The organism is Methanosarcina horonobensis HB-1 = JCM 15518 (assembly GCF_000970285.1).
Lineage (GTDB): Archaea > Halobacteriota > Methanosarcinia > Methanosarcinales > Methanosarcinaceae > Methanosarcina > Methanosarcina horonobensis.
Window position 1 is genome coordinate 2,867,519 of the sequence record NZ_CP009516.1, and the last position, 24,762, is coordinate 2,892,280.

18 protein-coding genes are annotated in these 24,762 nt (G+C 41.7%); 9 read left to right on the forward strand and 9 right to left on the reverse strand.

Annotated elements, in window-relative coordinates; translation table 11 throughout:
• Positions 1–136: 136 nt before the first annotated feature.
• Both MSHOH_RS12625 and MSHOH_RS12630 read left to right on the forward strand, forming a co-directional pair.
• The gene (locus MSHOH_RS12625) at positions 137–1,312 is read left to right on the forward strand and encodes a multidrug effflux MFS transporter (RefSeq protein ID WP_239450960.1); all 1,176 of its coding nucleotides are present in this window, start codon (positions 137–139) and stop codon (positions 1,310–1,312) included.
• 547 nt (positions 1,313–1,859) lie between these two features.
• Positions 1,860–2,798, forward strand: a complete 939-nt coding sequence (locus tag MSHOH_RS12630; RefSeq protein ID WP_048140092.1) for a hypothetical protein — start codon at positions 1,860–1,862, stop codon at positions 2,796–2,798.
• Between the two features lie 499 nt (positions 2,799–3,297).
• Here MSHOH_RS12630 and MSHOH_RS12635 read toward each other — a convergent pair whose 3' ends face one another.
• The 3 genes from MSHOH_RS12635 to MSHOH_RS12645 form a co-directional block, all read right to left on the reverse strand.
• On the reverse strand, positions 3,298–3,966 hold the full coding sequence (locus tag MSHOH_RS12635) for a flavodoxin family protein (RefSeq protein WP_048140094.1): 669 nt from the start codon (positions 3,964–3,966) through the stop codon (positions 3,298–3,300).
• 269 nt (positions 3,967–4,235) lie between these two features.
• Positions 4,236–6,623 (reverse strand): endopeptidase La, encoded by a 2,388-nt coding sequence (gene lon, locus MSHOH_RS12640; RefSeq protein ID WP_048140096.1) that lies wholly within the window; start codon positions 6,621–6,623, stop codon positions 4,236–4,238.
• A 200-nt stretch (positions 6,624–6,823) separates the two neighbouring features.
• On the reverse strand, positions 6,824–7,243 hold the full coding sequence (locus tag MSHOH_RS12645; protein WP_048140098.1) for a MarR family winged helix-turn-helix transcriptional regulator: 420 nt from the start codon (positions 7,241–7,243) through the stop codon (positions 6,824–6,826).
• Between the two features lie 489 nt (positions 7,244–7,732).
• Here MSHOH_RS12645 and MSHOH_RS12650 point away from each other — a divergent pair, with 489 nt between their 5' ends.
• Positions 7,733–8,257, forward strand: a complete 525-nt coding sequence (locus tag MSHOH_RS12650) for a protein-tyrosine phosphatase family protein (protein WP_239450961.1) — start codon at positions 7,733–7,735, stop codon at positions 8,255–8,257.
• Between the two features lie 20 nt (positions 8,258–8,277).
• On the opposite strand, the gene MSHOH_RS12655 is transcribed toward MSHOH_RS12650, so the two are convergent.
• Both MSHOH_RS12655 and MSHOH_RS12660 read right to left on the reverse strand, forming a co-directional pair.
• Entirely contained in the window at positions 8,278–9,582 is a 1,305-nt protein-coding gene (locus MSHOH_RS12655; RefSeq protein ID WP_048143458.1) for a Fic family protein, read from the reverse strand.
• A gap of 263 nt (positions 9,583–9,845) precedes the next feature.
• Positions 9,846–10,052, reverse strand: a complete 207-nt coding sequence (locus tag MSHOH_RS12660) for a hypothetical protein (protein ID WP_048143459.1) — start codon at positions 10,050–10,052, stop codon at positions 9,846–9,848.
• 304 nt (positions 10,053–10,356) lie between these two features.
• Between MSHOH_RS12660 and MSHOH_RS12665 the strand changes: the two genes are divergently transcribed.
• Positions 10,357–12,216, forward strand: coding sequence for a M3 family oligoendopeptidase (locus MSHOH_RS12665; protein WP_048140103.1), 1,860 nt, complete (start codon positions 10,357–10,359; stop codon positions 12,214–12,216).
• A gap of 166 nt (positions 12,217–12,382) precedes the next feature.
• Here MSHOH_RS12665 and MSHOH_RS12670 read toward each other — a convergent pair whose 3' ends face one another.
• Positions 12,383–12,589 (reverse strand): hypothetical protein, encoded by a 207-nt coding sequence (locus MSHOH_RS12670; RefSeq protein ID WP_048140105.1) that lies wholly within the window; start codon positions 12,587–12,589, stop codon positions 12,383–12,385.
• Positions 12,590–13,293: 704 nt separating this feature from the next.
• On the opposite strand from MSHOH_RS12670, the gene MSHOH_RS12675 reads away from it, so the two are divergent.
• Both MSHOH_RS12675 and MSHOH_RS12680 read left to right on the forward strand, forming a co-directional pair.
• Positions 13,294–14,658 (forward strand): hypothetical protein, encoded by a 1,365-nt coding sequence (locus tag MSHOH_RS12675; protein WP_048140106.1) that lies wholly within the window; start codon positions 13,294–13,296, stop codon positions 14,656–14,658.
• Positions 14,659–14,972: 314 nt separating this feature from the next.
• Positions 14,973–16,157, forward strand: coding sequence for a tetratricopeptide repeat protein (locus MSHOH_RS12680; protein WP_048140108.1), 1,185 nt, complete (start codon positions 14,973–14,975; stop codon positions 16,155–16,157).
• A 6-nt stretch (positions 16,158–16,163) separates the two neighbouring features.
• On the opposite strand, the gene glgP is transcribed toward MSHOH_RS12680, so the two are convergent.
• Entirely contained in the window at positions 16,164–17,843 is a 1,680-nt protein-coding gene (glgP, locus tag MSHOH_RS12685) for an alpha-glucan family phosphorylase (protein WP_048140110.1), read from the reverse strand.
• Positions 17,844–18,256: 413 nt separating this feature from the next.
• On the opposite strand from glgP, the gene MSHOH_RS12690 reads away from it, so the two are divergent.
• The 3 genes from MSHOH_RS12690 (at position 18,257) to MSHOH_RS12700 (ending at position 21,593) form a co-directional block, all read left to right on the forward strand.
• Positions 18,257–19,474: a HEAT repeat domain-containing protein gene (locus tag MSHOH_RS12690; RefSeq protein WP_048140112.1), complete on the forward strand. Its 1,218-nt coding sequence runs from the start codon at positions 18,257–18,259 to the stop codon at positions 19,472–19,474.
• Between the two features lie 271 nt (positions 19,475–19,745).
• Positions 19,746–20,738, forward strand: coding sequence for a GAF domain-containing protein (locus MSHOH_RS12695; RefSeq protein ID WP_048140113.1), 993 nt, complete (start codon positions 19,746–19,748; stop codon positions 20,736–20,738).
• A gap of 414 nt (positions 20,739–21,152) precedes the next feature.
• Entirely contained in the window at positions 21,153–21,593 is a 441-nt protein-coding gene (locus MSHOH_RS12700; RefSeq protein WP_048140115.1) for a pyridoxamine 5'-phosphate oxidase family protein, read from the forward strand.
• A 153-nt stretch (positions 21,594–21,746) separates the two neighbouring features.
• Here the strand turns inward: MSHOH_RS12700 and MSHOH_RS23835 are convergent, their stop codons facing one another.
• Positions 21,747–21,887: a hypothetical protein gene (locus tag MSHOH_RS23835; RefSeq protein WP_158024154.1), complete on the reverse strand. Its 141-nt coding sequence runs from the start codon at positions 21,885–21,887 to the stop codon at positions 21,747–21,749.
• A gap of 434 nt (positions 21,888–22,321) precedes the next feature.
• On the reverse strand, positions 22,322–24,580 hold the full coding sequence (locus MSHOH_RS12705; protein ID WP_048140117.1) for a DNA topoisomerase I: 2,259 nt from the start codon (positions 24,578–24,580) through the stop codon (positions 22,322–22,324).
• Positions 24,581–24,762: the final 182 nt, after the last annotated feature.

The following is a 24,762-nucleotide window of genomic DNA, read 5'->3' on the forward strand; positions in this document are numbered from 1 at the left end:
TAATTTGAAGATTCATAATAATTTAAAAAACTTCCTTAATGGATAAAATAGAAAAAAGGATCCTGTTATGGCTTTTCAACTAAAAAGAAATGATAAAATAGATTCCAAAGTTAATAAAACAAATAGTGGAGATAATTTGAAGCGAAGTCTGAAAGGAACTGTGCCTCTTCTGGCCCTCCTTACAGCCTTTCCTCCTCTTTCCACGGACATGATCTTGCCGGCCATCCCCTCCCTTGCCGAAACCTGGGGCGTTTCCCTGTCAGTGATTAACTTGATCCTTGTCTGTTTCTTTGTGACTTACGGGTTTTTCCTGCTCTTTTACGGCCCGATTTCTGACAGATTAGGCCGCCGCCGCCCCCTCCTTTTCGGACTTGCGGTGTACATCGTGGCAAGCCTGCTCTGTGCCTTTGCGTCCAGCGCTTCCGTACTGATAGGTCTGCGAATACTGCAGGCTGCAGGAGCTGCTGCCAGTTCCTCAATCTCAATGGCCATTACCAAAGACATTTTCTCAGGACAGGAGAGAGAAAGGATTCTGGCTTACATTGCGGTTATAATGGCGCTTGCTCCGATGCTTGCTCCGGTAATTGGCGGTTGGGTCCTTGCAGATTTCTCATGGCACTGGATTTTCTTCGTTCAGGCACTTATGGGCTTAATAGGGATGATCGGAGTTCTTCGCTTTCCGGAGACTCTTCCAGAGGTATCCGATACTCCTCTTTCGCAGATAGCTCACACATACAGCCGACTGCTTCTAAATCCTTCTTACATAGTCATGGTCCTTGTCATGTCGGCAAGCCTTTTTCCCCTGTACAGTTATATCGCGGGTTCTTCTGACATCTACATCAATGGGTTTGGAATGACAGAGCAGAAATACAGTTACTTCTTTGCCTTCAATGCCATGGCTCTAATGGTCGGTTCCTTCTCCTGTCTCAGGTTGACGAAGAACATCAGTTCAAAGCACCTGATGACGGCCGGGTTTGCAGGAATCTTCCTTGGCGGGGTTATTCTCCTTCTCACCGGTCAGCATGGTCCATGGAGCTTTGCTCTTCCTATGTTCCTGATCACATTTTCCCTGGGTCTTAGCCGTCCTCCGAGCAATAACCTTGTGCTCGAACAGGTTGACCGGGATGCAGGTTCGGCTTCTTCCCTGCTGATCTTCAGTTACTTTACTCTCGGAGCTGTTGGCATGTGGTTTATCTCCCTGGAATGGGCGGATAAGATCCCTGTGCTCGGGGCAATCGCTTTCAGCTGCGGAGCTGTGGTGCTTGCAGCATGGTTTATTCTGCAGAAAAGAGGGATCAGGGGAACTGCCTGAACACCGGGTAAACGAAGAATCTTTATTTCTGTGTATAATACACAGATGAAAGAAAAAGGTGATCTTTCGAGTTATTTCGGAGTTTTGAAAGATGAGGAGCTTCTGGAAGGGTTGGAAGAAGACTCCAGGAAAATAAGGGAACTTTCGAGGCTCAGGATATGATCGTCCTTGACACCAGCTCCCTTATCGACTTTTTCAGGGACGTAGAAAAAACTCGGGAATTTATAGACGAAGACGTACAACTATTATTATAAATTACTACGAAATCTTTTCAAGGGCCAAACATAGAAAAGCCAGGAAAGAAGAGCAGTTTTTCAGAAGGTTCTTTTCCGAAATGTTGGTTTACTGACCTGTACTTTTTTAGAATTATGAAGATTTTTCAAACATGTTCCAAAAGAAACATAAATTATTTATCAAGTTAATATGCTTAATATAATGTTGTGAAAAGCTCCGATTTATTAACCTGTTTTTGTTTAATATTCGAGGCTTCACTCTTCAACAGACAGCATCACCTGTTTACTGATATTTTTCCGGAGTTGAAGATTTCATGAACAAGCAAAAAACCATACTGATATTATTATTGCTCCTCCCTCTTATTTTTGTGCTATATCTGTTTACCCCTTTCTTAATCATGGGTTTAATTGACAGTTCATGGTACTATTCTGAGGAGGAGGTTGATATCGGTACCATTGATTACAGCTCCGTACTTACGAAAGCAGAGAAAGCTGGTTATGAAATAGAAGGCTTCTGGCCCTGGCCCGGAAATTATTTGGGCTTTGAGCCCGGTGATGTGCAGGAGGTCCGGGAAAGTTTCGGAAGTGATATTCTTGTGCAGAATATAAGGCTCACTTATGATAAGAATTCCGAGCTTATGGTCTTCGTATGTGAAGAAGGATCTGAAACCAGGGCCGGAACCTGTGTTTCTATCTCAAACTTCAGTCACTCTGACCCCGGGTCATCTTTACAGCCATCGGAGTTTCCGGATGATTCCTGGATGCTTGAAAAGATCGGACTTCTCTTCAACCTGGATGAAAAAGCTTCGGAAAAGCATCTTGAAGCTTTGAAAAAAGCCGCACAGAACCAGACATGGGATGCTGAAATACAGGTGAATGAATCTCCGGATTTTCCTGCTGTATATGCCTATCTTATGGAAAACAGTGATGGTTCTGATTATGAATCAGGTATTGGTTTTAATGCATATCCTACAGAAGTCTTTTTAAAGGACGGAACTCGGATTGGTTCCGTAAAATACCTCATCCCGCAGGCAAAGATAATAACTTATGATAAGAAAAACATGTACATAGTTGAACTCGATGCCTCAGGAAAGGTCAAACTCGAGATCATAATGCCTATAGGAAGCAGCGGGGATACGATCCCTGAAGAAGAATACCGGGCGGTCTTCAGGACAATTTTTGAAGAACTGGGACTTTCTCCTGAAGCTGTGGATAGCTTTGAATTTTTTGCTAGCTCTTCAAGGATTTGGTGAAACCGGCTAATGATTAAAGTAGTTTCTTTGTTCCCCAAACTGTGTTTCGTCCAAATTGCTCCTCGGAATCACATGAAATCGGAGAGAGGATAGATAATAAATATTCTGACCCATACAGCGGCACTCGTTCACCCAACCTTTCTTGTCACGCTCGACGAAGGAGAGCGGCCTTGCAGATAAAGAAGAGAAAGAAAAGAGAGAAGCCAAAAATTAATCGCCAGAAGCGAGAATAATATATAAAGACAATCAAAATAAACTAGGTCCTGGAAAAATAACAATTAAAAGGGGCAAAAGCCTGAAAAGACCCAAATGAAGCAGGATTTATTAGACCTGAAAAATACTTTTCTCAAATCCACTTTATCATTTTGCTAATTTTTCAAACTTCTTCTCATTCTTCTTTTTGGGCAGGGCCGCCAGGCAAGCTGGCGGAAATTTTTGATATTATAGGAATTAAAAATAGGCGGTTTCCGGAAGTAAAGTAACTCAAGTTTCATTACTTTTACTTCTGTGCTTCTAAATCTCTTTGCCGCTTTACGAACCTGGCTCCCATTTCAAAGGCTTTCTCGCAGTCTTTCGGGAACACTTCTTTTCGCCTTTTTGCTTTTTCTTCGGGGTCAAACCGATCAGCAACGTATTTTGAGTAGTCATCAAACTGGTAGGTATCGGTGCTGTATAATGATTCGGAACATCCGAAGAGTCTTGCTGCAACTCTTTCATTCAACTCTACAAGCTTGTTAATTCCAAAAATTTCAAAGAGATCTTCTGTGACGTTCATTGTGTAGATGAAGCCAACAGGAATATTTTTCGGATAGAGCGATTGAGGGTCAGTTGAATAAACAAGATACTGGAAGAAAAAGCGCTCCATAAACGATCTCATCTCGCCTGTTACGTTTCCAAAATAAATTGGCGATCCAAGTATAACAGCATCGGCATCCTCAAGTTTCTCCAGCACAGGTGTCAGCCCATCCTTTACTGCACATTTTCCATAGCTTTTTCCACCTTTTAGTTTACAGGCAAAGCAGCTTATACATCCCTTGAAATCGAGGTCATAAAGATGAATCATCTCGGTTTCCGCACCCTCTGAGGCTGTACCTTCTAGAGCTTTTTCAAGCAGAGTTGCCGTGTTCCACTTTTTTCGTGGACTTCCGTTTATCGCTACTACTTTCATAGTTTCACCTCGTATCTCTCAATCTGTTTTACTTTCGGTCTCTCTTATTTTCAATCTCTCAGGACTTATTATAATTGACTATCAGAACTAGCTGCCAACTGTAGTCTTTACCTGTGTTTCTAGGGACATTTGATAAAAATTCATTAAAATAAAAATAGAATTTCTTTCACAATATTGATACAAAAATTTCACAACATTCGTGTAAAAAATCAGGGACGAGTAATTAAGGCTCTGATACTGCCATACTCGTTTCCTGTACCTGCTGGTGTTTAAATATTCTGTGCAGGCGTAAAGCAGTTTCCTGTATATGGAATCACCGGCCTTGGCAGATCAAGACCCAGTGCTTCTTTCAGGACTTCTTCAATTGTCTCTACAGGAACAAACTTAAGCTCGTTTCTTACTTCTTCGGGCACGTCCTCAAGATCTCTTTCATTTTCTTTTGGCAGGATTACTTTCTTTATGCCTGCTCTGTGGGCTGCAAGAACCTTCTCTTTTATGCCGCCTACTGGCATTACTGCACCGCTCAGGGTGATTTCTCCGGTCATGGCAAGTTTTGGGTCGACTGCTTTGCCGCTGATTAGGGATGTAAGAGCAGTAAAGAGAGTCACGCCTGCCGAAGGTCCGTCCTTTGGGGTTGCACCCGAGGGTACATGGATGTGAATGTCGCTTGCAATGAAGTCAAAACCGCTTCCAATGTTTGCAAGCCTTGACCTTGCCAGGCTCATAGAGATCTGTGCAGACTCTTTCATCACATCCCCGAGCTGCCCTGTAAGTGTAAGCTTTCCGGTTCCGGGCATGAATGTGCCTTCTATGAAGAGAATATCTCCTCCTACAGGAGTCCACGCAAGGCCGGTTACTACACCGGGCACATTCTCTTTTCTGGCTTCTTCCTGCCTGATTATCTCTTTTCCGAGGACTTCTTTGAGCATATCAGCTTTGACCACGTAAGGAAGGTCAGCCTTTCCTGACACAATCTTTTCGGATACAAACCTTGCAGTCTTTGCAAGCTGCTTTTTAAGCCCGCGGACTCCTGCTTCACGCGTATATTTATCGATGATCACCTTCAGGGCTTCATCTTCAATTTTGAGCTTATCAGCATCAAGGCCGTGGTCTTCCAGTATGCAGGGCAGCAGATGGTCCTTTGCAATTGCAAGTTTCTCGTTTTTGGTGTAGCCTGAGATCTCGATTGTCTCCATCCTGTCAAGAAGCGGCCAGGGGATACTTGCCAGTGAGTTGGCAGTGGCTATGAAGAGTACATCGGACAGGTCATACGAGACTTCCAGATAGTGATCCGAGAATGTGCTGTTCTGCTCAGGGTCAAGGACTTCCAGAAGGGCACTTGCCGGGTCTCCTGAATAGGAAGCTGAAAGCTTGTCGATCTCATCGAGGATGAAGACCGGGTTTTTAGTGCCTGCTTTTCTCATGCCCTGAATAATCCTTCCGGGTAGAGCTCCTACGTATGTTCTCCTGTGACCTCTGATTTCTGCTTCGTCCTTCACACCACCAAGGCTGATCCTGACATACTGCCTTCCAAGGGCATCTGCAATACTCTTCCCGAGGCTCGTTTTCCCGGTACCCGGAGGTCCTGTAAGGAGCAGAATCGAACCCTGCTTGTCGTGCTTAAGTTTCATTACCGCGAGGTGCTGGATTATCCTTTCCTTGACCTTTTCAAGCCCGTTGTGATTTTCTTCAAGCACACGGCGGGCTTCGGCAATATCTATGCTCTTCTTTTCTTCGGTTACCCAGGGAAGGTCGAGCATAAGATCCAGATAGTTTCTGATGACCGAGCTCTCAGGGTTATGGCTTCCTCCCATTTCGAGCTTCTTCAACTCTGAAAGTGCCTTCTTTTTTACATCTTCAGGCATTTTTGAGTTTTCAATTCTCTCCCTGTAATTTCCTTCTCCCGAAGCGGCATCGTCGCCTCCGTTAAGCTCTTCCTGAATCATCTTCAGCTGCTCACGCAGCATGGCTTCACGGTTCGACTTGGTTATCTTATCGGTAACTTTTTTTGCCATTTCCATCTGGAGATTGATATTTTCTTTCTGTTTCATCAGGATATCAAAAAACGCAAGATACCTTTCACGAACAGAAATTGTCTCCAGAAGGTCCTGCTTTTCTGCAAGTTTTATAGGCATATATGGCATGACATATCCAATGAGCTGGTCAATGGAGTCCATCTTCTCTATCGGCCTGGTAAACTGCTCAGAACCCTGGAAGCGGCTGCTTATCTCATGGATTGCCTTTTTTATGTTCTCCATCATCTCTGCCTGGATATCTTCATCAAGGTCAGGGATATCAAAAACAGGCTTAAATGCGGAATAGAACAATCCATTTTTCCGGTATACAGAGACTGCGTCTACTCTCTGGACAGCCTTTGCAATGACCATATATCCATCATCAGCAGGCTGCACATATGCGATTTTAAGCAGGTTTCCTATATTGTACAGACTGTCTTCCGATATCTCCGAAGGTTTCGTTCCGCTCTTTACTGTCAGCCCAATAGCATGTACGGACTCGGAGTTTTTCATTTCAGCTAACAGTATTTCTCCTGTGACTTTGTCAGCCAGGAATTTTGCCCGGCTCCGCGGGTAAACCACTATATCAAAGAGCGGCATTACAAGGCTTTCTCTGTTACCATAGGTTTGTTCTGAATACATTGTCAATCGTCTCAATTATTATCACGAATGTCATCCCGGTTATTCCGGCTATTTTTCAGTTGTCTCGTAGTCTCGGTTATTTCGATTATTCCGGTTTTCTTTCCGGTTTTTTCAGGCGCTTAATTTCAAACACCTGGCTTGAATTATTTAGTTTGAATTAACCTAACTATTTAGCCGACAAAAAAACCCGACAAAAAAAATCATTTTATTTTCTCAAGAATCCTGATCAGAGTCTCGATCTCTTTTTCATCCAGCGAATTTGCCATTTTTTCAATAACTCTTAACAAAGCGCTCTCTTCGGCCCGGGCTATTCTCTGCCCTTTTTCGGTCAGACGGATGTAAAAGATTCTGCCGTCCTCAGAGCATTTTTCTCTGTATACATACTCCATTTTGACAAATTTGTTGATCGTCTCTGTAATGGTCGGCTTCGAATTTTTTGTGATTTTTGCAAGCCTGCTGAATGTTATTTCCCCATGTTTATCTATGGCTTTCAGATATCCGATCTGCTTTACAGTGATATCCGATACCCCGCATTCAGAGAAGATCTCACAAGAGCACTCGCTTTTGATTTTGATCAGGTTTTCAAAGACTACGAACAAATGCTCTTTTTTCGCCGTCATCTGGATCTGGGTTGTTAGTTAGGTGTTACCTAATTAAATAGTTTTTGGTTAGGGGAAAGTTTGGTCAGGGTAGAAAGGTTAGCGGAGTTTTCATTATAGCGGTAATTATTTTCCATCATTTGATAGATTCAAGAAAAAAATGAGAAAACGAAAAGCTCAATTAACCTTCCTAAAAATAAATTCTTTCCCAGCCATCCTTTTTTTTCAATGTAACCCAATTTTTCAAGATAGAACAGATCACAGGCGTTAATGGTCTTGAATAGATAAACTGTATCAGTTCGTTTTCATGTAAAGCCGTAACGGACGAATGGACAGAACTCAATACGATAGGGACTACCGGAATTAAAGCCTGTTTGAGATGCCAAAAGGTCATCTATGATTCAGGAAGCCCGTTAAATCTTAGATTTAGCGGGTAGTTCACTCTGCAACCCTCCAGCCACCACAAATCAACTGATGAAAATTTATATCTCTGCTTCTCATACTCTTAGCATGATACCCTCTTTATTGAGTCCAAGGGAAATGCCTTCAATAGAAGGTATCCGAATCCCCCTGAATTTCTATATCGTGCTTAAAGAGCCTGTTCTTCTTGCTGGCATGTCCCGTCCGAGGAAGGCTACACCATGGGAGAAAATTGGTGAGGCTGGTTTTTCAAACGTAGTCTGTCTTAGCAGTTCAGAGGTTTGTTACAACCCCTATCCTCTAAAAGTGCTATTCTGTGCAGAACTGGAGGACCTTTATTTCGGTTATGACCCTGATGACCCTGAAAGAGAGGAGCGGCTTATCAGACAGGCAACTGATGCAATAAGAAAAAAGATGGATGAAGGAGAAGGAATTGTTGTCCACTGTTTGGGCGGGATAGGAAGGACAGGCACGGTTCTCGGATGTGTACTGAGGGACCTTGGTTTTTCGGTGAAAGAGATACTGGATTATCTTGATGAAATTAATATGCTGAGAGGCTTTGGAGGGTGGCCGGAGACTGAATGGCAGGGGGAAATGGTACGAAAATACCGATAAGACATTATAATAAGGAAGGATCAATCACTTCTATCAACCCTCCTCTTTAGTACAAAAATAAACTCTTTCCCAGCCTTCCTTTTCTCAACATAACCCAAGTTTTCAAGCTGGAACAGATCGCTTCTTGCAGTGGCATATGCAATGCTGTAAATGGTCACAATTTCCTTGATTGTGACGGGTTTTTCAGGCTGCTTCAAGAACTGTTTGAGGATTTCTGCCTGCCTTAAAGTAAGGTCCCCTGATTCGGTAATAATTTTTAGGGCTTGAGACTGTTCTTTTTGTTTTCTTTCCAGGTATTCCAGAGTGTCCTCAAGGGCTTTTTGTATGCAGTTGAGGTTGTATTTGATAAAGTATGTGAGATCTCCGAAATCATTCGAGGTCCGATCGGATTCGGTATAGAGGTAAGCATTTCGATACTGTTTTTTTGAATTATTTATCGCTCTTGAGACTGCCATGTACTCGAAAAGCCAGTAATTGTTTTTGAGAAGATACCAGTAGAAAAGAGCTCTTGCAGTCCTGCCGTTACCGTCGTTAAAGGGGTGGATGTATCCGATAAGGAAATGGATGATTATTCCCTTTATCACGGGATGAATGAAATCTTTATCCTTGCTGCTGACAAAATCGCACAATTCACTAACCAGCTTCGGAATTTCAGGATATTCAATAGGTTTGTGAAGTAGTGTCCCATCATGGGAATAAACCGCAATCTCATTTGTTTCTCTGAAACTGCCTTCGTATTCGGGTTTTTCAAGCGTTCCACCTGTAATCATCCTGTGGATTTCCAGAACTTTTTCAGGAGTAAGGGCTTCGTTTTTTAAATCCATTATATGCTTTACTGTAGCATAATTGTTTACAATCATTTTTTCATCTTTGTTTTTTGGCTTCCTGTCCTCCTGCAGCATCCTTTTTGCAACTTCTCTCGTAGTTGCTGCACCCTCAATCTGGCTTGAAGCTATTGCTTCTTCCATCAAGGAACTGATTATGTATTTCCTTCTATTGTCCTGTAAAGCTTCAAGGCTGCTTAGAAGATTTCCTGCTGCAGATTTATCGAGGATATGGAGTCTTTCATGAAATTCATCTATTAAGTTATACTTGAAAACCCAGTTCCCAAATTTTATGGATTTTGCTTTTAATTCTCTGGACACTTTCATCAGGTTCCATAATATTGCAGGATCAAGCGAAAGTTTTCTGTGTTTCAATTCTTCCCAGTGCAGATACCTTTCGTTGTATCTGTGGGTTAACTCTGCAGTTTGGCTATCATATAATAATTTTCCTGCTCCTTCCAGGGCTTTTTTTGAAAATTCAGGGACTTCCGGGAGTTTCATATTATCAGTTTCTATCAATTTGGTATTTTTTGATAGATATTGACAGTTTATTCCGTATATTTCTTTCTATCAATTTGATAGATTTTGATAGATATTGATAGTAAAATTGAGGATGGACGGCTTGACATCAGCCGATAAGAACGATTCAGAGAATAAATCAAAAATAGTATTCCATTATTCAATTTTCAAAAAGAGCATAGTGCATAGCTAAGTAAGCTGCTTTACTATAATCTTACCCTTCCCAGACTTTTACTACTTATTTCTCAGGCATTATACGCATCATAAAGCTGCCAGACCCAGATAATCAGCCATAATATAGTTCCGGTCCCGATAATATGCATGGCTCCTGTAACCGCAAAAGCTATCCAGATACAGAGTGCCTTGAAAAAGTGTCCCTTTATAAGCTGACCCAGACCGGGTACGAAAAAAGAAAATAGGGCGGGAACTCCATGTGTTCTTCTACAGTCCATAAAACTTACCTTTTTTAAGAACTTATCTTTCTGAGAACTTGTCTTTTTAAACACTTAATAAGAGAGCATATATAAATAATCTGACCTGGATGAAAATAATCTAATCTGGACTGTTTTTCTCCTTTAAATTTATTTCTTCTTCTTAATCTGTGCTCAGCCGATCTTAATTATAATTTTGAGGTTTTTGATTTCATTTTTGAATATTTTCTGGACATCAGGTTAATATGAATCAGTCCATATATATTCTCAGACATAAGGATTAGGTTCATAATTATAGATTGATAGTTATTTGGGGTAAAATTTTATGGGACTAAATAAAGAGATTAACCCTGATGAGGTTACTACGGAGTGGAACGATTCTTATCTTTTCAACAGCAGAGAAGATGCCTTAGAAGATCTTGGAAAGTTAAAAAAGAAATCTGAAGAAATAAGTCAGACTTTCCGACCGGAATTTGAAAGACTATCCGGGAAGGTTTTACTGGATTATCTGGAAACTGAAAAGGAGTTCTCAAGGTCTGTTGATGTCCTCTATATATACGCATATACTCAACTAAGTAAAAACGTGAATGACCAGTTCTTTAATTCTCTTCTCACAGAGTCTCAGGACCTGATTACAGAACACAAAATGGCCAGCGCATTTGCAACCGTGGAACTTACCTCGCTCAATAAAGAGGAGTGGGACAGGCTCTTTTTCGAAGAACCCGGACTTGAGGTATATCGGCCTTATCTTGAAGCAACATATATGAGGTTTATAGAGCACAGGCCAATGAATGAAGCCCAGGCTATATATCTTGCAGATATTGAAAATCAACGTATGAAACTGGAAACTGAAGCTGTTTCTGAAATTACTAATAAAGTCACGATGGCAGGAAGTATAACCCTTGAGAGTGGAGAGAAATTTCAGGTTAATTCCCAGTCTTACAATACTCTGCTTTCAACAGACCAGAACCGGGAAAACAGGAAAAGGTGTTATGATCAGAGGTTTTACCACCTGATAAATGAATCAGATTCTATGGCTTCTCTCTATTCTGAAAAAGCCCTACTTGACGACCTTATTGCAAGAGAGCTGAACTACAGGGACTCTTATGAATCCAACCTGTATGACCTTTATCTCACAAAGGATCAGGTTGACGACATGAGTACGGTTTTCAAGAAGAGAAAACACATATTTGAGAATTATAACGAGTTCAGGAGGAAAAAGCTCGGGCTTGAGAAGCTCAGGCCGTACGACCTTATGCTGCAGTTAACGGACCAACCCGGTAAAAACTATACTTACACAGATGCTTTACAGGAGGTCCAGAAATCCTATTCCGGGATGGATTCTCGTTTCAATGAGATTTTCTTAAAAATGGCAACCGGGAATTTCATAGATGTATATCCTGACCCTGAGCATGGAAAACAGCCCGGAGGTTACTGTTACGGACTCAGTGCCCTGAAGTCTCCTGCTCTGATTTTTATGAATTATAACGGCATTATCAGCGACCAGAAAACCCTTACTCACGAACTGGGGCACGGGATTAATTACTATCTGGTTGGTAATTCTGTAGACTACTTTTATTGTTCAGGTCAGATCTACGAAATGGAGATTCCGTCCACTTTCAATGAAGAACTCTTTGTTGATTATATAATTGAAAATTCCGATAAAGAAACAGCAGTTGCAGTGCTTGCCCAGCATATAGGCGAATATCAGAATTATTTTACCCGCCAGCCCATGATTACGGAATTCGAATATAAAGCACACCAGCTCTGCGCTGAGAAAAGTAGTAAAAATGGAACCGTTAGTGGAGCTGAACTTAACGCTCTCTGGACAGATCTCTCTAAAGAATACAGGAGCGAGTCCGTTGAATATTATACAGAAGATTCTGCGGAATGGACCTATATCAACCACATTTACCTGACAAATAACTACTATACTTTCAACTATGCGATTTCAAAAGCAATAACTCTCGCCCTTTTCAAACAATACAAAGAAAAACCTGAAATCTTCAACAAAAATTACATTGCCTACCTTTCTGCAGGCTCAACAATGCCTCCTGAAGAGAAACTCAAAAAATACTTCGGGATAGAGATTAACAGGCAGCTCTTTGAAGATGCTATGGATATCGTGGAGTTGAGGATCCAGGAGCTGAATAAACTGGAAAAAGAGACCAGTGGAGACCAGTGAAAATATATCCGATATCGTATCCGATTACTATTTCCGATTATATCTGAGCAATTTTACTTTACTCTGCTTATTTTGAACTTTTATTTAAGTTATTTCAGCCCTTTTTAATATTTTTTTCAGCCGTTGAATGAATCACGCATTTTCCATTGTAATTTTTCTATTGTAATTATGCATTATAGGCATCGTAAATCTGCGCAATCCAGACGACTATTCCCATCAAAAATCCAATTCCGATAACGCTCATGAATGCGCTGATCAGCAGGGCTGCCCAGACGCCAAACGCTTTGGATACCTGCCCTTTCACAAGTTGACCCAGACCAGGAATGAAGAAAGAGAACAGTGCGGGAACTCCATGTGTTCTTCTATGGCTCATAAACCTACCTCTCTTACTACCTTTTTATATAATTATATTATTAGCAAGTATGGATATAAATATCTCTTGACGACTCTCGACTGCGCAGTTACTTTTTAGCAAATTAAAATTACTTTTCAATCTTTCTTCGTTAATTTGTTTGATGTTTTAAACCTGGGTCAATGAATTTTTTATTGAAAATCAGGCTCTTTAAGCAGATATCTGCCTGAAAAGACTGTGCAGAGATATTGAACGGGTACATTTTACTCATCAAGTAAATCCAATCTTTATTATTTATTTTGAAATTACTCCATAGGATGTCTATATTTTTTAATAAAGCTGATCTAAAAAAACTGATGTAAAAGCTAACCTAAATATCGATATAAGTGTTCAGTTCTTTAGGGAACCCGTTGTTATTTATTCAAATTATATGCCGAAATTAATATATATGAAAATATTAAACCACTTATATAATCTTTGCTTCGGCTAAAAAAACGCAAAATTAAGGACCTGCACATCGTGAAGTATCAGTTACAGTCTAGATAGAGGATACCGAACGTTTAAATTTAAACATTAATATGGGAAATCAATAATGAATATAAATCTTTTAATGAAAGCTAACTCTTGAACAAGACTCTTAGCCTATTTCTCCCATGACAAGAATTATTTTTTTCGATGATAATTGACCACTCCATGATAATTTGCAGGTAATCCGGAGTATCTTTATGGAAAAGAAGGACAGTAAAAAGTCAGCACTGGGTCATTTAAAGACTTTATGGAAATCATTGCCAGAAGTCATAAAATTACTTGGTACAATCCTGAGTATAGCCATCGCTCTTAAGGTCCTGTTTCCTGCATCAACTGTAGGAATCGATTCTTTTGATGCCGGTCCTGAAGTTATCGAGCCAGGAGAGCTTTCCGTTCTGACATGGGAAGTGTCAGGGGCAACGAATATTACTATAGAACCTGATCTCGGAGCTGTAAACTCAAGCGGATCATTTTCCGTATCTCCTTCTGAAACAACAACTTACAAATTAATGGCTTCAGGAGACGGGGATGAAAAAATAGCCATGTGTACGGTTACGGTTGAAGAGGAGGATATGCTTATCAGTTCTTTTGATGCAAGTCCTGACTTAGTTAGACCAGGAGAAAGTGCTGTCCTGAATTGGCATGTTTCCGGGGTCTCAAACGTTACTATAGAGCCTGGTGTCGGAACTGTAGAGCCTACCGGTACATTGAATGTATCTCCTGCAGACACTACCTCATATAAGCTTACAGCTTCAAATGGTGATAAAGAAGACACAGCTTACTGTACGGTTACAGTTAAAGGAGATCTCCCATCTACGGAGGAAAATTCTTCATCTATGGAAGAAAATGTGATGCCTCAGACTGAAAGTCTGCCGGTTCAGGAAGAGGAGTCATCCTCTGATAACCTGCCTTCTGATAACCTGCCCTCTGAGGACTTGCCTTCTGAGAACTTGCCTTCTATCGTCTCTTTTAATGCAGACCCTGATGTCCTCGCGAAAGGAGAGAGTTCCAATTTAATCTGGAGTGTTTCCGAAGCTACGGAAGTTTCCATAGATCCAGGGATCGGGACTGCAGGTCTGAGTGGCAGCCAGAGATTATTCCCTGAAGAAACCACCACTTATACCCTGACAGCTACAAACGGAGCGGGCAGTGTCAGTGCTACCAAAGTCATATATGTGGAAGAACCTTCCATGCCGGCCTCTTCTGAGCCTGTCTCCACTCCGGAACAGATCTCCCCTACCAGCGGAGATGTATTCGATAACTCTGCGACACAGGCTGCACTAATATGGGAAACGGTTTCGGGTGCTGCAAACTACACGGTAGAAATTGACTCGTATGATTCAAACACGGGTCAGTGGCTTTCGGAATCTTCCGGGTCAGATGTAGTCTCCGGGATATCCGGAACCAGCTACTCTTTTGAGTTTCCGGAGGGCACAGACCAGTACCGCTGGCGAGTCTGGTCTGTAAGTTCGGAAGGCACGGAAAGCGGTAAAAGCGACTGGTGGACTTTCAGCACTCAGCTTAGCCTCAGCCCGGAAACTATGGATACTCCCTCCACGTAATTTCTTTTCCATGTTGCTGCAAGGTTTTTGAGTTAATAACCGGAAAATACCGGTTAGTTTCTTTTTTAACATCTCTTGTGAGTCTTTTTAGCATTTCTTTTTTGCTTTACATGTATCATCCTGCAGAACTTGAAATGAACGTAAAAAATAATTACAGGTTTGAAAAGGCTTATATTCTCAGGCTTGGAATACTCTGAGACCAGACAAATTTCTATATATTCCGATTTTTCATAAAATGCAGGTTTCAACAAAGCTAAACTTCGACAAAACCAGATTCCACAAAACCAAACCTATAGTAACTACGATTCGTAATTATGATCCGCAAAAAACAAACTGAAAAGACTTATGAATGGGACCCTCCGGCTCCTTCAACAGTCTATATCAAAATAAAGAACATCCCTTATGAAACCTTCAAAACGAGGATGAACCAGGGACTGGTCACTACTGAGCTTGACCAGATCAGGTACCGGCTTGAGAGGCACATCTACTGCTGCGGAGTTTGTTCTAAGTACATGAATGGATACTGTGTTATTACAAACAGGAAGGCTGAGCCAGGCTGGATCTGTAAGTCCTTCGTTCCAAAAGAGGAGTTTATATATCTTGACTCCAGGCCTGACCAGAAGGACTCAGTAGAATTCAGATACCTCTCTGAAACAGGACTTGAAAAAGAGAATATAGAAAGTGCAGGGAAAGATGAAAGAAGTCCGGAAAGTACAGGGACGAAAACTCTCTATGAAGAAGGAGTGACTCTTTACAGACAGGGAAGACTAAGACTTGCGATTCAGGTTTTTGACCGTGTGCTTGAAGAAAATCCCCAGGATTTCGCAGTCCTGTTTCATAAAGGAAATTCCCTGCTGAAACTCAAGCGTTATGAAGAGGCTCTTGAGACATTTGAGAGAGCTTCCGAAATTAACCCTGAAAATGCAGGACTCTGGACTAATCTCGGGTTTATTCTAACAAAACTTGAGCGATTCCGGGACGCGCTTGAGGCTTTCGAAAAGTCGATTTCTCTGAACCCTGTGCAGAAGAATGCATGGGAAGGTAAGGACGCAGTACTTGCCAGATTGCGCCTGTGTGAAGAAAAGCTTGGAGAATCCGAAGAGTCTCTGAAAAAAAACCCTGACAATCCGGATACTCTCTTTGAAAAAGGAAAACTCCATCTCAGGCTTGGAGAGCAGGAAAAAGCTATGCAGGCTTTTAGAAAAGCTCTTGAGATAAAACCTGAAAATGCCGAAGCCTGGCAGCTTCGTGGAAAAGTCCTCTTTAAGGCCGGTTCGGAAAAGGAGGCTCTGCATGCTTTTGAAAAGGCAGCCCACCTTAAGCCCGATTATGCAGAAGCCTGGTATGAAAAGGGTAACGTATTCCTTAAACTTGGAAACCTTAAAGGTGCAGAAAATGCTTTTAAGATTGCAGCCAGCCTCTGGGAGAGTAAAGGGATCAAAACAAAAGCAGAAAGTGCCCGTGAAAAAGTTAAAAGGCTGAACTCTAGAGAATTATAAACTTTTTTACAGATATGCATTCGTAACATAACGCCGCATCATCCTGTGGCTGTTGAAATAATAGGCAATCATACCTATCGAGTTATTTATCAGTTTAAACCATTCGTCTCTGCGGTCGTAATATGTGGGAACTATGATATAGTAGAGTTTGTTATAAAGGTCGTCAATTTCAGCGAGCCTTGCTTCTTCCCCGGTAATATGTTCTTCGGGCTGAGGGCCTATTGACCAGCCGGTTACCCCTTCGATCCATCCTTCAATCCACCAGCCATCAAGCACGCTGAAATTTACGACCCCGTTATGGGCAGCTTTCATGCCGCTCGTACCCGAAGCTTCATAAGGGCGAGTAGGGGTATTTAACCAGACATCAACTCCGGAAACCAGTTTCGCTGCCAGATCCATATCATAGTTTTCCAGAAAGACGATTTTTATTTCATTCCGGAGTGTTTCTATACTTTTAAAAATATCTCTTATAAGCTGTTTTCCAGCCTCATCATGCGGGTGGGCTTTTCCTGCAAAGATAAGCTGAACTCTGCCTCTCCTGTTTATTTTCCTAAGCCTTTCAAGGTCTGAGAGGATTAAGGTTGCCCGCTTATACGCTGTCATGCGCCTTGCAAAACCTATGGTCAGGGTTTCATAGTCCATGCCTGCCCCTGTTCTTTTGTTAACCTCATCTATAAGGTCTTTTTTTGCACTCCAGTGGGCTTCCCAGATTTCATCATCAGGGATTCCTCCTATTCTTACCAGGAGTTCGGGTTCGTTTGCCCATCCAGGCAGGTAGCGGTCAAAAAGCTGCCTGAAAGCAGGGCAGGTCCAGGTATAGGAGTGGATGCCGTTTGTTATTGCCTGGATTGAATATCCTGGAAAGAGTTCTCTTGAGACTCGACTGTGCCTTTTTGTAACTCCATTGACATACTCGGACAGGTTGAGGGCAAAAAGGCTTGTGTTAAAACGGTCTGCCCCTCCAAATCTTCTAAGGATATCCACATCATTTTTATCCCTAATCTGGTCTTCAATAAGCCCGTAATCGAACTTGTCATGCCCTGCTTCTACAGGCGTATGAGTGGTAAAAATACAGAGCTCCTTTACTTTAGCAGGATCTTTACCATTACGTTTCAAAAGCTCCAGAGCAAGCAAGCTTGAGTGCCCTTCATTCATGTGATATTTTCGGACCTTAAAGCCAAGTGCTTCAAGCATACGAACTCCCCCTATCCCGAGCACGATTTCCTGCTTGAGCCTGTATGTATGGTCGCCCCCATAAAGAAAATCCGTAATCCTGCGGTCATCCCATGAGTTCCCCTCTACATTGGTGTCGAGAAAAATAATAGGTACGCAGCCTCCGGTAAGGCTTTTGCAGTTGTAGTGCCATGCCTGAATTTTGACATCCCTGTCCTGAATTTTGACGCTCACTTCCTGCTGGAGCCGGGTCATCAAATTAGAAGGGTCCCACTCTTCAGTTTGTTCTGTCTGGGTCCCGAAGGCATCAAGGCTCTGCCTGAAATATCCTTTATTGCTAACCAAAGTTACTGCTACAAGAGGAATACTGAGGTCTGCAGCCGAGCGGATTGTATCGCCGGCGAGCACTCCAAGTCCTCCTGCATATGTCGGGATTTCATTGCGAAGTCCTATTTCCATAGAAAAATAAGCTATTTTCTGCCCTTTCAATACTCCCTGGAGATCGTTTTCCATATCAGTTAATCCCCCTGCCTTCTTTATCATTTAGCAGTAATGTTTAAAAATACTCAATTTTTTTAAATAATATTTATGAAGATGCCTCCTGATATATTAATTCTACCTTCCAAGTTGACTTCTCGAGTTAAATCAAGCTTAAAATAAACCAAAAAATTTCTTCGTAACCAGAGTTTTTTGATTCCTCGAATTGTATACTCTAAAAAATATATTCTCGATACTCTTAAAACCTAAAAGTAACCATCAATCAGATTAAGAAACACTCTCCACTGCCTACAAAACTTTAGATTAAACGTTTACCAGTAAAACATTTTTTAAGTATGATTTAAATAGCAAATATGAATATATTATTTAAGTGTATCTTATTCTGGTAGATATTAAATTAGTTGTGGACAATAAATAGGTGGAAGTAGATGCCTGAAGATGTTATATCTCATTCCTCTGGAGATTCTGAAGAAAAGAAGGTGGTTTCTTCCAGGTCTCTGGAGTCGCTTAAAGATCGGGCAACAAAAGACAGGAATCATGCGGTTAGACGTGAAGCTCTTCTCACACTTGCAAAAAACTATCGTGACAGTGAGGATATTTTTGATTTTATAAAAGATATAGCTATCAGTGATAGTCACTACTCGGTCCGAAAGACCGCCCTTAAGGAACTGACAAGTTCGTGGAAAGAAAGACCAGAAACTTTGTCCCTTGTTAGAGAAAGGGCTATTGAGGATGCAAATTACGAAGTAAGAAGGGCTGCTGTAAGAGAACTTGCAGAGAACTGGAAGAATATGCCTGAAATTATCGAGCTTCTAAGGGATTGGGCTGAGAATTCAAAAGATAAGTTTGTCCGGAGCACAGCTCTTCAGGAGCTTTCCGGGTGCTGGGGCAAAAACTGCTGCAGTCTGGATTTTATAACAGACAGGGTTGTAGAGGAGAAGGATGGTTTTGTCAGGGCTATTGCAGTCCATAGCATTGCAAAACACTGGTATGAGGAACCAAAGGTTCTTCAGCTGGTAATGGATAAAGCCGTGAACGACGAACATTATTCTGTAAGGAGTGTGGCTTTACAGGCACTGGCAGGAAAATGGTCCAGCAAGGAAAATATCCTTCCTTTTATAAAAGAAAGGGCAGTAAAGGATGCTCACTATTCTGTAAGGGGAGTTGCTATTCAGGAACTTGCAAATGGCTGGCATGACGTTCCTGAAATTCTGGAGTTTATCAGGGAAAGATGTGTTCGCGACGAGGATAATATGGTAAGAGGAACCGCGGTCAGTCTGCTTGCTTCCTTATGGCCTGAAGAACCAGGAGCCTTTGAGCTGATCATGGAAAAAGCTGTTTCTGATGAACATTATTCTGTCAGGAAAAACTCCATGGAAGAGCTTGTAAAAGGCTGGCACGAGAGGCCTGATACTCTCAGACTTGTAAGGGATAGACTGCTAAATGATGAAGATAACTTCGTAAGGATTACCGCAGTTCAGGAGCTTGCAAAAATCTGGCATACTGATCCGGGCACTCTTCCTCTTATTAAAGAGATAGCTCTTAAAGATAAAGATGAATTTGTAAGAGATGCAGCTGTCCGGGAGATCATAGATGGCTGGCAGGATAAAGACATTAAAAGTAAGTTTATGAAAAGATTCACTTGATATTTTTCCTTCTGTAAATCTTACCTGCGAAAAAACTTCACTCAAGTTTGATTTATATATTTTTCCCTCTGAATTTACTTTTTTCTATAAATTCCTGTGTTTAGAAATATCATGGTTTAAGCCTGATCAAGCCTCCTATGCATGATATTCTTGAAGATTCAAATCACAATCTTTTTAATTTATTGCGTGTTTCTATGTAGTTGTAGCAAAAAGACTAAATATGCGAAACTTTCTCCTAGCTTCCTGTAAAAGGTTTCGCGCGAGGACTAAAATGGCTAAAGCGGCTTCAAATTCGGCTAAAAACGGAAACGGCAGCAGGCAAAAACCCTGCAAATATCTTAATGAGATAGCTTTATGCAGTGCACTTGAGATGGCAAAAGAGCTGATCTCAGTAATAAACAAGGTTCCTGTTACTGTATTTCTGTGGCGTCCGGAAAAGTACTGGCCTGCAGAGTTTGTCTCTGAAAATGTAAAACAGTTCGGGTACACGGTAGAAGAGTTTACGTCAGGAAAGCTTCTCTACGGAAACATTGTGCATCCTGACGACCTGGAGAGGGTCGAAAGAGAGCTCTCAAGAAGGATTGAAGAAGATTACGTTGATTTTTCCCAGGAATACCGGATACTGACAAAATCAGGAGAAGTACGCTGGGTTGATGAGAGAACCTTTATCGAAGCCGATGAAAATGGAGTCGTAAAATACCTTAAAGGTATAATTCTGGATATTACCGAAAGAAAAAGAAAAGAGAAACTGCTCTATATCCAGAGGGATCTTGGAATTGCGCTGAGCACTTCGAATTACCTGGACGAAACCCTTGATCTCCTGCTTGACTCGTGCCTTCAGATAGATGAGATTAATGCCGGTGGTATCTATCTGGTTGATGAAGAGACCGGGGATATGAATCTTGCTATCTATCGTGGCCTCTCTCCTACTTTTATCGAGAATGCTTCTTATTACAGTGCAAATTCTCCAAATACCAAACTTGTTATGATAGGGCAGCCTGTCTACAAGCAGCACATAGATCTTCTTCTTACTTCTAAAGACGATGCACTTAGACAGGAAAACCTCAGAGCTACGGCAATAATTCCTGTAAAAAACGGAAAAAAGGTTATTGCTGCTTTTTATCTTGCCTCAAGAATGGAATATGAACTTTCGGACAGTGTGCGTACGGTTATTGAAACAATTGCAACCCAGTTCGGAGTTTTTATCTCCCGGATCAAGCTTGAAGAAAAACTCAAAGAGTGCGTGAAGAAACGAAAATCGTAACACTCCTTCTATCTCACTCCTTCTATTTTTTATTTAATTTTTCTCTCGTTTTAATTTCTTTTTCCTTTTTGGAAAAGTTATACTCCCTTTTCCTGATAATTGTGTCTGCAATTTAGCCCATTACCTTCTGATTTCTTATGGAAAAAGACTAAAACATGTACAGCCCTGGTAAACTTTGCAGGAAATTACTACGCAGGGATATTTTTTTGCGAGATCTGCAATTTATAAGTAAAATTTATTAATTTTGCCTCATAATTTGTATAGGGAAAGGATTGCAAATATCAGTAGATTATCAGTGGATTTTTTCCCCTAATCTCATTTAAAATAAGCTGGAAAATAATATCTGAATGGATCGATATGAGAAGACCTCACGAATGAGGTCTGACTGAAAATTATAACATTCTGGTGGGGAGTATGACAGAAGAGCTTAAAGATAAGATTCGTGATTACCTTGCAAAGCACTATTACCTGAACCTTGCAACCGTAAGCCCTCAGGGAAGCCCTATGGCTCATACAATGGCTTATGTTTCCGAAAACGAAATCGTATATCTGGCAACCAATAAAAACACCCGAAAGGTCCAGAATATCATGCAAAACCCGCAGGTAGCCTTTACCGTTGATGAGGATGATCCTGACTGGTTTGATATGCAGGCACTTCAGGTCGAAGGCAGGGCATCAATAGTTGCCGATGAGAATGAACTGCGTGAAGTCGGGGAGATCATGGCAGCCAAATTCCCTGTTATTGCAGATTTGCCGCCAGATCCGGATACTATCATGATAAAAATAGAACCCAGTCTAGTCTATTATCTGGACTACAGCATTGAGTTCGGGCACAGGGAAAGCGTGAATTTCTGAGTTATAAATGTTAAAAATATTTGTAAAAAAGTAACTCAATAAAAAATGTTTATAAGCTTCCTTCTCTTTTTTGATTTTCAAGTATTCAAGAATGCAAAAAAATGGTTTACAGATAAGATGATAAAGAAAGTCTTTACTTAAATCTCTTCTTTTTTATCTTCCTTTTCCTTTCTTATCCTGAACTTTTATTTTGTTGTCCGGTTGCTTAACTTCCTCAACTGGTTTCTTAGTTTTGTTGTTCGTTTCCTTATCAATCTTATCTCGTTTTGCTGCCTTCTGTTTCTTGGTTGCCAAGTTATAAACCTCTGGATAACTTTTTTACAAATTAACAATTATAAAGCAGTCTCGTACTATAAATAGGTTCATCTTTTATTCGGTCCATTCACGGATCATTCTTTTCTTTTTATCTTTTGTCTGGATTGTTCTGTCGAAAAGAAATTTAAGCAATATTATTTCCTCTTTTTTCTGTAAAATAGACAGAAGAAGCCGATAATTAAAACAAAGAACGCTGTAACGAGTAATTCTCCAGGTATTGCTTGAGTAGTCATTATAACAGAAGAACTTGAAACCGTAGACATACTACTCTTGATGATTGGAATAGCTAAATATTTTTCTAAAAGTTTCCGTTTTTGTTCTCTTAAAAATACTTCTAAACCCGGAAAAAGTTTTACTCTTCAGGATGAGCTCTAAAAATAAACAAAAATAACAAAGGTGATTGAGGACTATTCTTACAAGTCCTCAACTGTGCCGCCGTTGCATGAGGTCTGCCAGTTTTTGACCTTCTTTACACTGATCTTTATTGTTTTTGCAAGTTCTATAGGGTCTGCTTCGGCAAGGGCTTCCACGCTTGTAATCCCGGCTTCTTCAAGTTTTCCTGCGGTGGCTTTTCCCACGCCTTCGAGGTCTTTGATGGACTTGGGTTTTTCTTTTTTCGGCTGCTGTGCCTGCTCTTCCTGCTGGGCTTTTTGCCATTCTATGAAATTGCACTGCGGACAGCCGAGGTCCCAGGCTCGTTTTCCCTGATTGATTATGCGGATGTGGTGCAGGCCGTGAGTTTCGCAGAATTTATCGGTGACTATGATCTGTCCGCTCTTTGGCAGGGGCAGGGAGAAAGTGCAGTTGGGATAGTTGCTGCAGCCTATGAAACGGCTGCCCCTTTTAGAACGGCGGATCATGAGTTCGTTTCCGCATAAGGAGCAGTTACCTATGATTTTGTCTTCCCTGAGGCCTGCTTGAAGGGACTCTATAATATTATCCCTATTCTTGTCAAGTTCCGAAAAAACCTGCTTGAGCATCTCCCTGGACTCTTCAAGGACAGTGTCCTCCTGTATTTTGCCTTCTGCGATTTTGTCCATGTTTTCTTCGAGCAGTTTGGTCATATCCGGCTTTGTGATCGTGGGAGAATATTTTTCAAGGGTATCCATTACGGCAAACGAGGTGTTTGTGGGCTGAACCGGGTTTCCGTGGATATAAGCTCTGGAATAGAGCTTGCTGATAATCTCGTGCCGGGTGGCTTTTGTACCGAGCCCGAGCTCTTCCATTATATTGATTAACCTGCCCTGTCCGTAGCGGCCCGGAGGCTGGGTTTCTTTATCCAGCATCTCTTTCTTTATCACTTTTAATACGTCGCCTTCCTTTAGTTCGGGAAGCAGCCTGTCTTCAGGGGCGTTATACGGGTAGTACCAGCGCCAGCCGGGTTCGAGAAGCCTTGCTCCGTTTGCCCTGAACTCTTCTCCTTCGATGTCAAGTTTCAGGCGCATGGTTTCCCATATGCTGGGTCCTGCAAAGGTTGCAAAAAAGCGCCTGACCACAAGCTCGTAAACTTTCCATTCCTCTTCTTTGAGGTCAGCTTCCTTTGCCAGGGAAGCAGGAAAGATAGGTGGGTGGTCTGTGGTTTCTTTTTTCCCGCGCGTGGGGACAAGTTCGGCTTTCTCAAGCAGGGCGTTTGCGTATTCCCTGAAAGGTCCCTCTTTGAAAATCTCAATTTGAGCCCTGAGGTCAAGAGTTTCGGGATAAACAGTATTGTCTGTCCTTGGGTATGAAATGTACCCGTTCGTGTAAAGAGATTCAGCAATGCGCATGGCATTTGCAGGGCTGAGTCCTATTGAATTCGCCGCGCTGATAAAGCCTGTAGTATTAAAAGGAGTTGGGGGCTGGTCGGTCTTTGTCCCTTTCTCTATTTCCTTTAATTCCGCTTTTTTTCCCAGCTTCTTGAATACCTTTAAAGCTTCCTCTTTGTCCAGAAAACGGCGGGTGGAGTGCTGGGCTGAAAAAGTCTCCTTTGCCGCGTCTTCAAGTTCAACGTGGATTTCCCAGTAAGGGGTCGGGACAAAGATGTTTCTCTCCTTCTCCCTGTCAACTATAAGAGATAGGGTTGGGGACTGTACTCTTCCCACGGAAAGAAACATTTTCCCGAGCCTGCCTGCGGCAAGGGAAATATATCGGGTAAGGGCGGCTCCCCAGACAAGGTCAATTACCTGCCTGGAGTGACCTGCGTCTGCCAGGTTAAAATCAACGTTTGTAGGATTTGCGAATGCGGCTTCAATTGCTTTTGGAGTTATTGCGCTGTAACGGACCCTGTCGAAAGGAACATGTGGATTAACCTGTTTTAGAATGTTCAGAGCTTCAACTCCTATAAGTTCTCCTTCCCGGTCGTAGTCAGTTGCAATCGTGACTCTGTCTGCTTCTTTTCCAAGGCTCTTTAAAGCAGTCACTATCTTCCGGTTGATTGGGGTTGTTGTAATCTCGGCGTCTATCAGGGCTCTGGCGTCAACCTTCTGCCAGTTGTTGTACTCTTTTGGAAAATCTATCCCGACAATATGGCCGGAAAGCCCTACTACTGCAGTTTCCTGTCTGCTTTCGCCGGAACCAATTTCGTACCGGTATACGTCTACTCCGCTGACTCTTTCCTTTTTAGGACTTTTTGGAGCCAGAATCGCAGCTATCCTCCTCGCTGCTATATTTTTTTCCGTTACGATAAGATGCATTTAAAACTCCGATAATTTTTCTTACTTTTTATGGAGGTAAACTGGCGTACCCCAAAACTCTGCCAGTCTGAGTCGAAGCCTGCCTCCTAATTCTTGAACTTTCCTTTTGCAATGGCAACACAATGTATTTACCAATTGTTGTTTTTTTCCTCATAGTAGATATGGAAGATATCCACGGGACA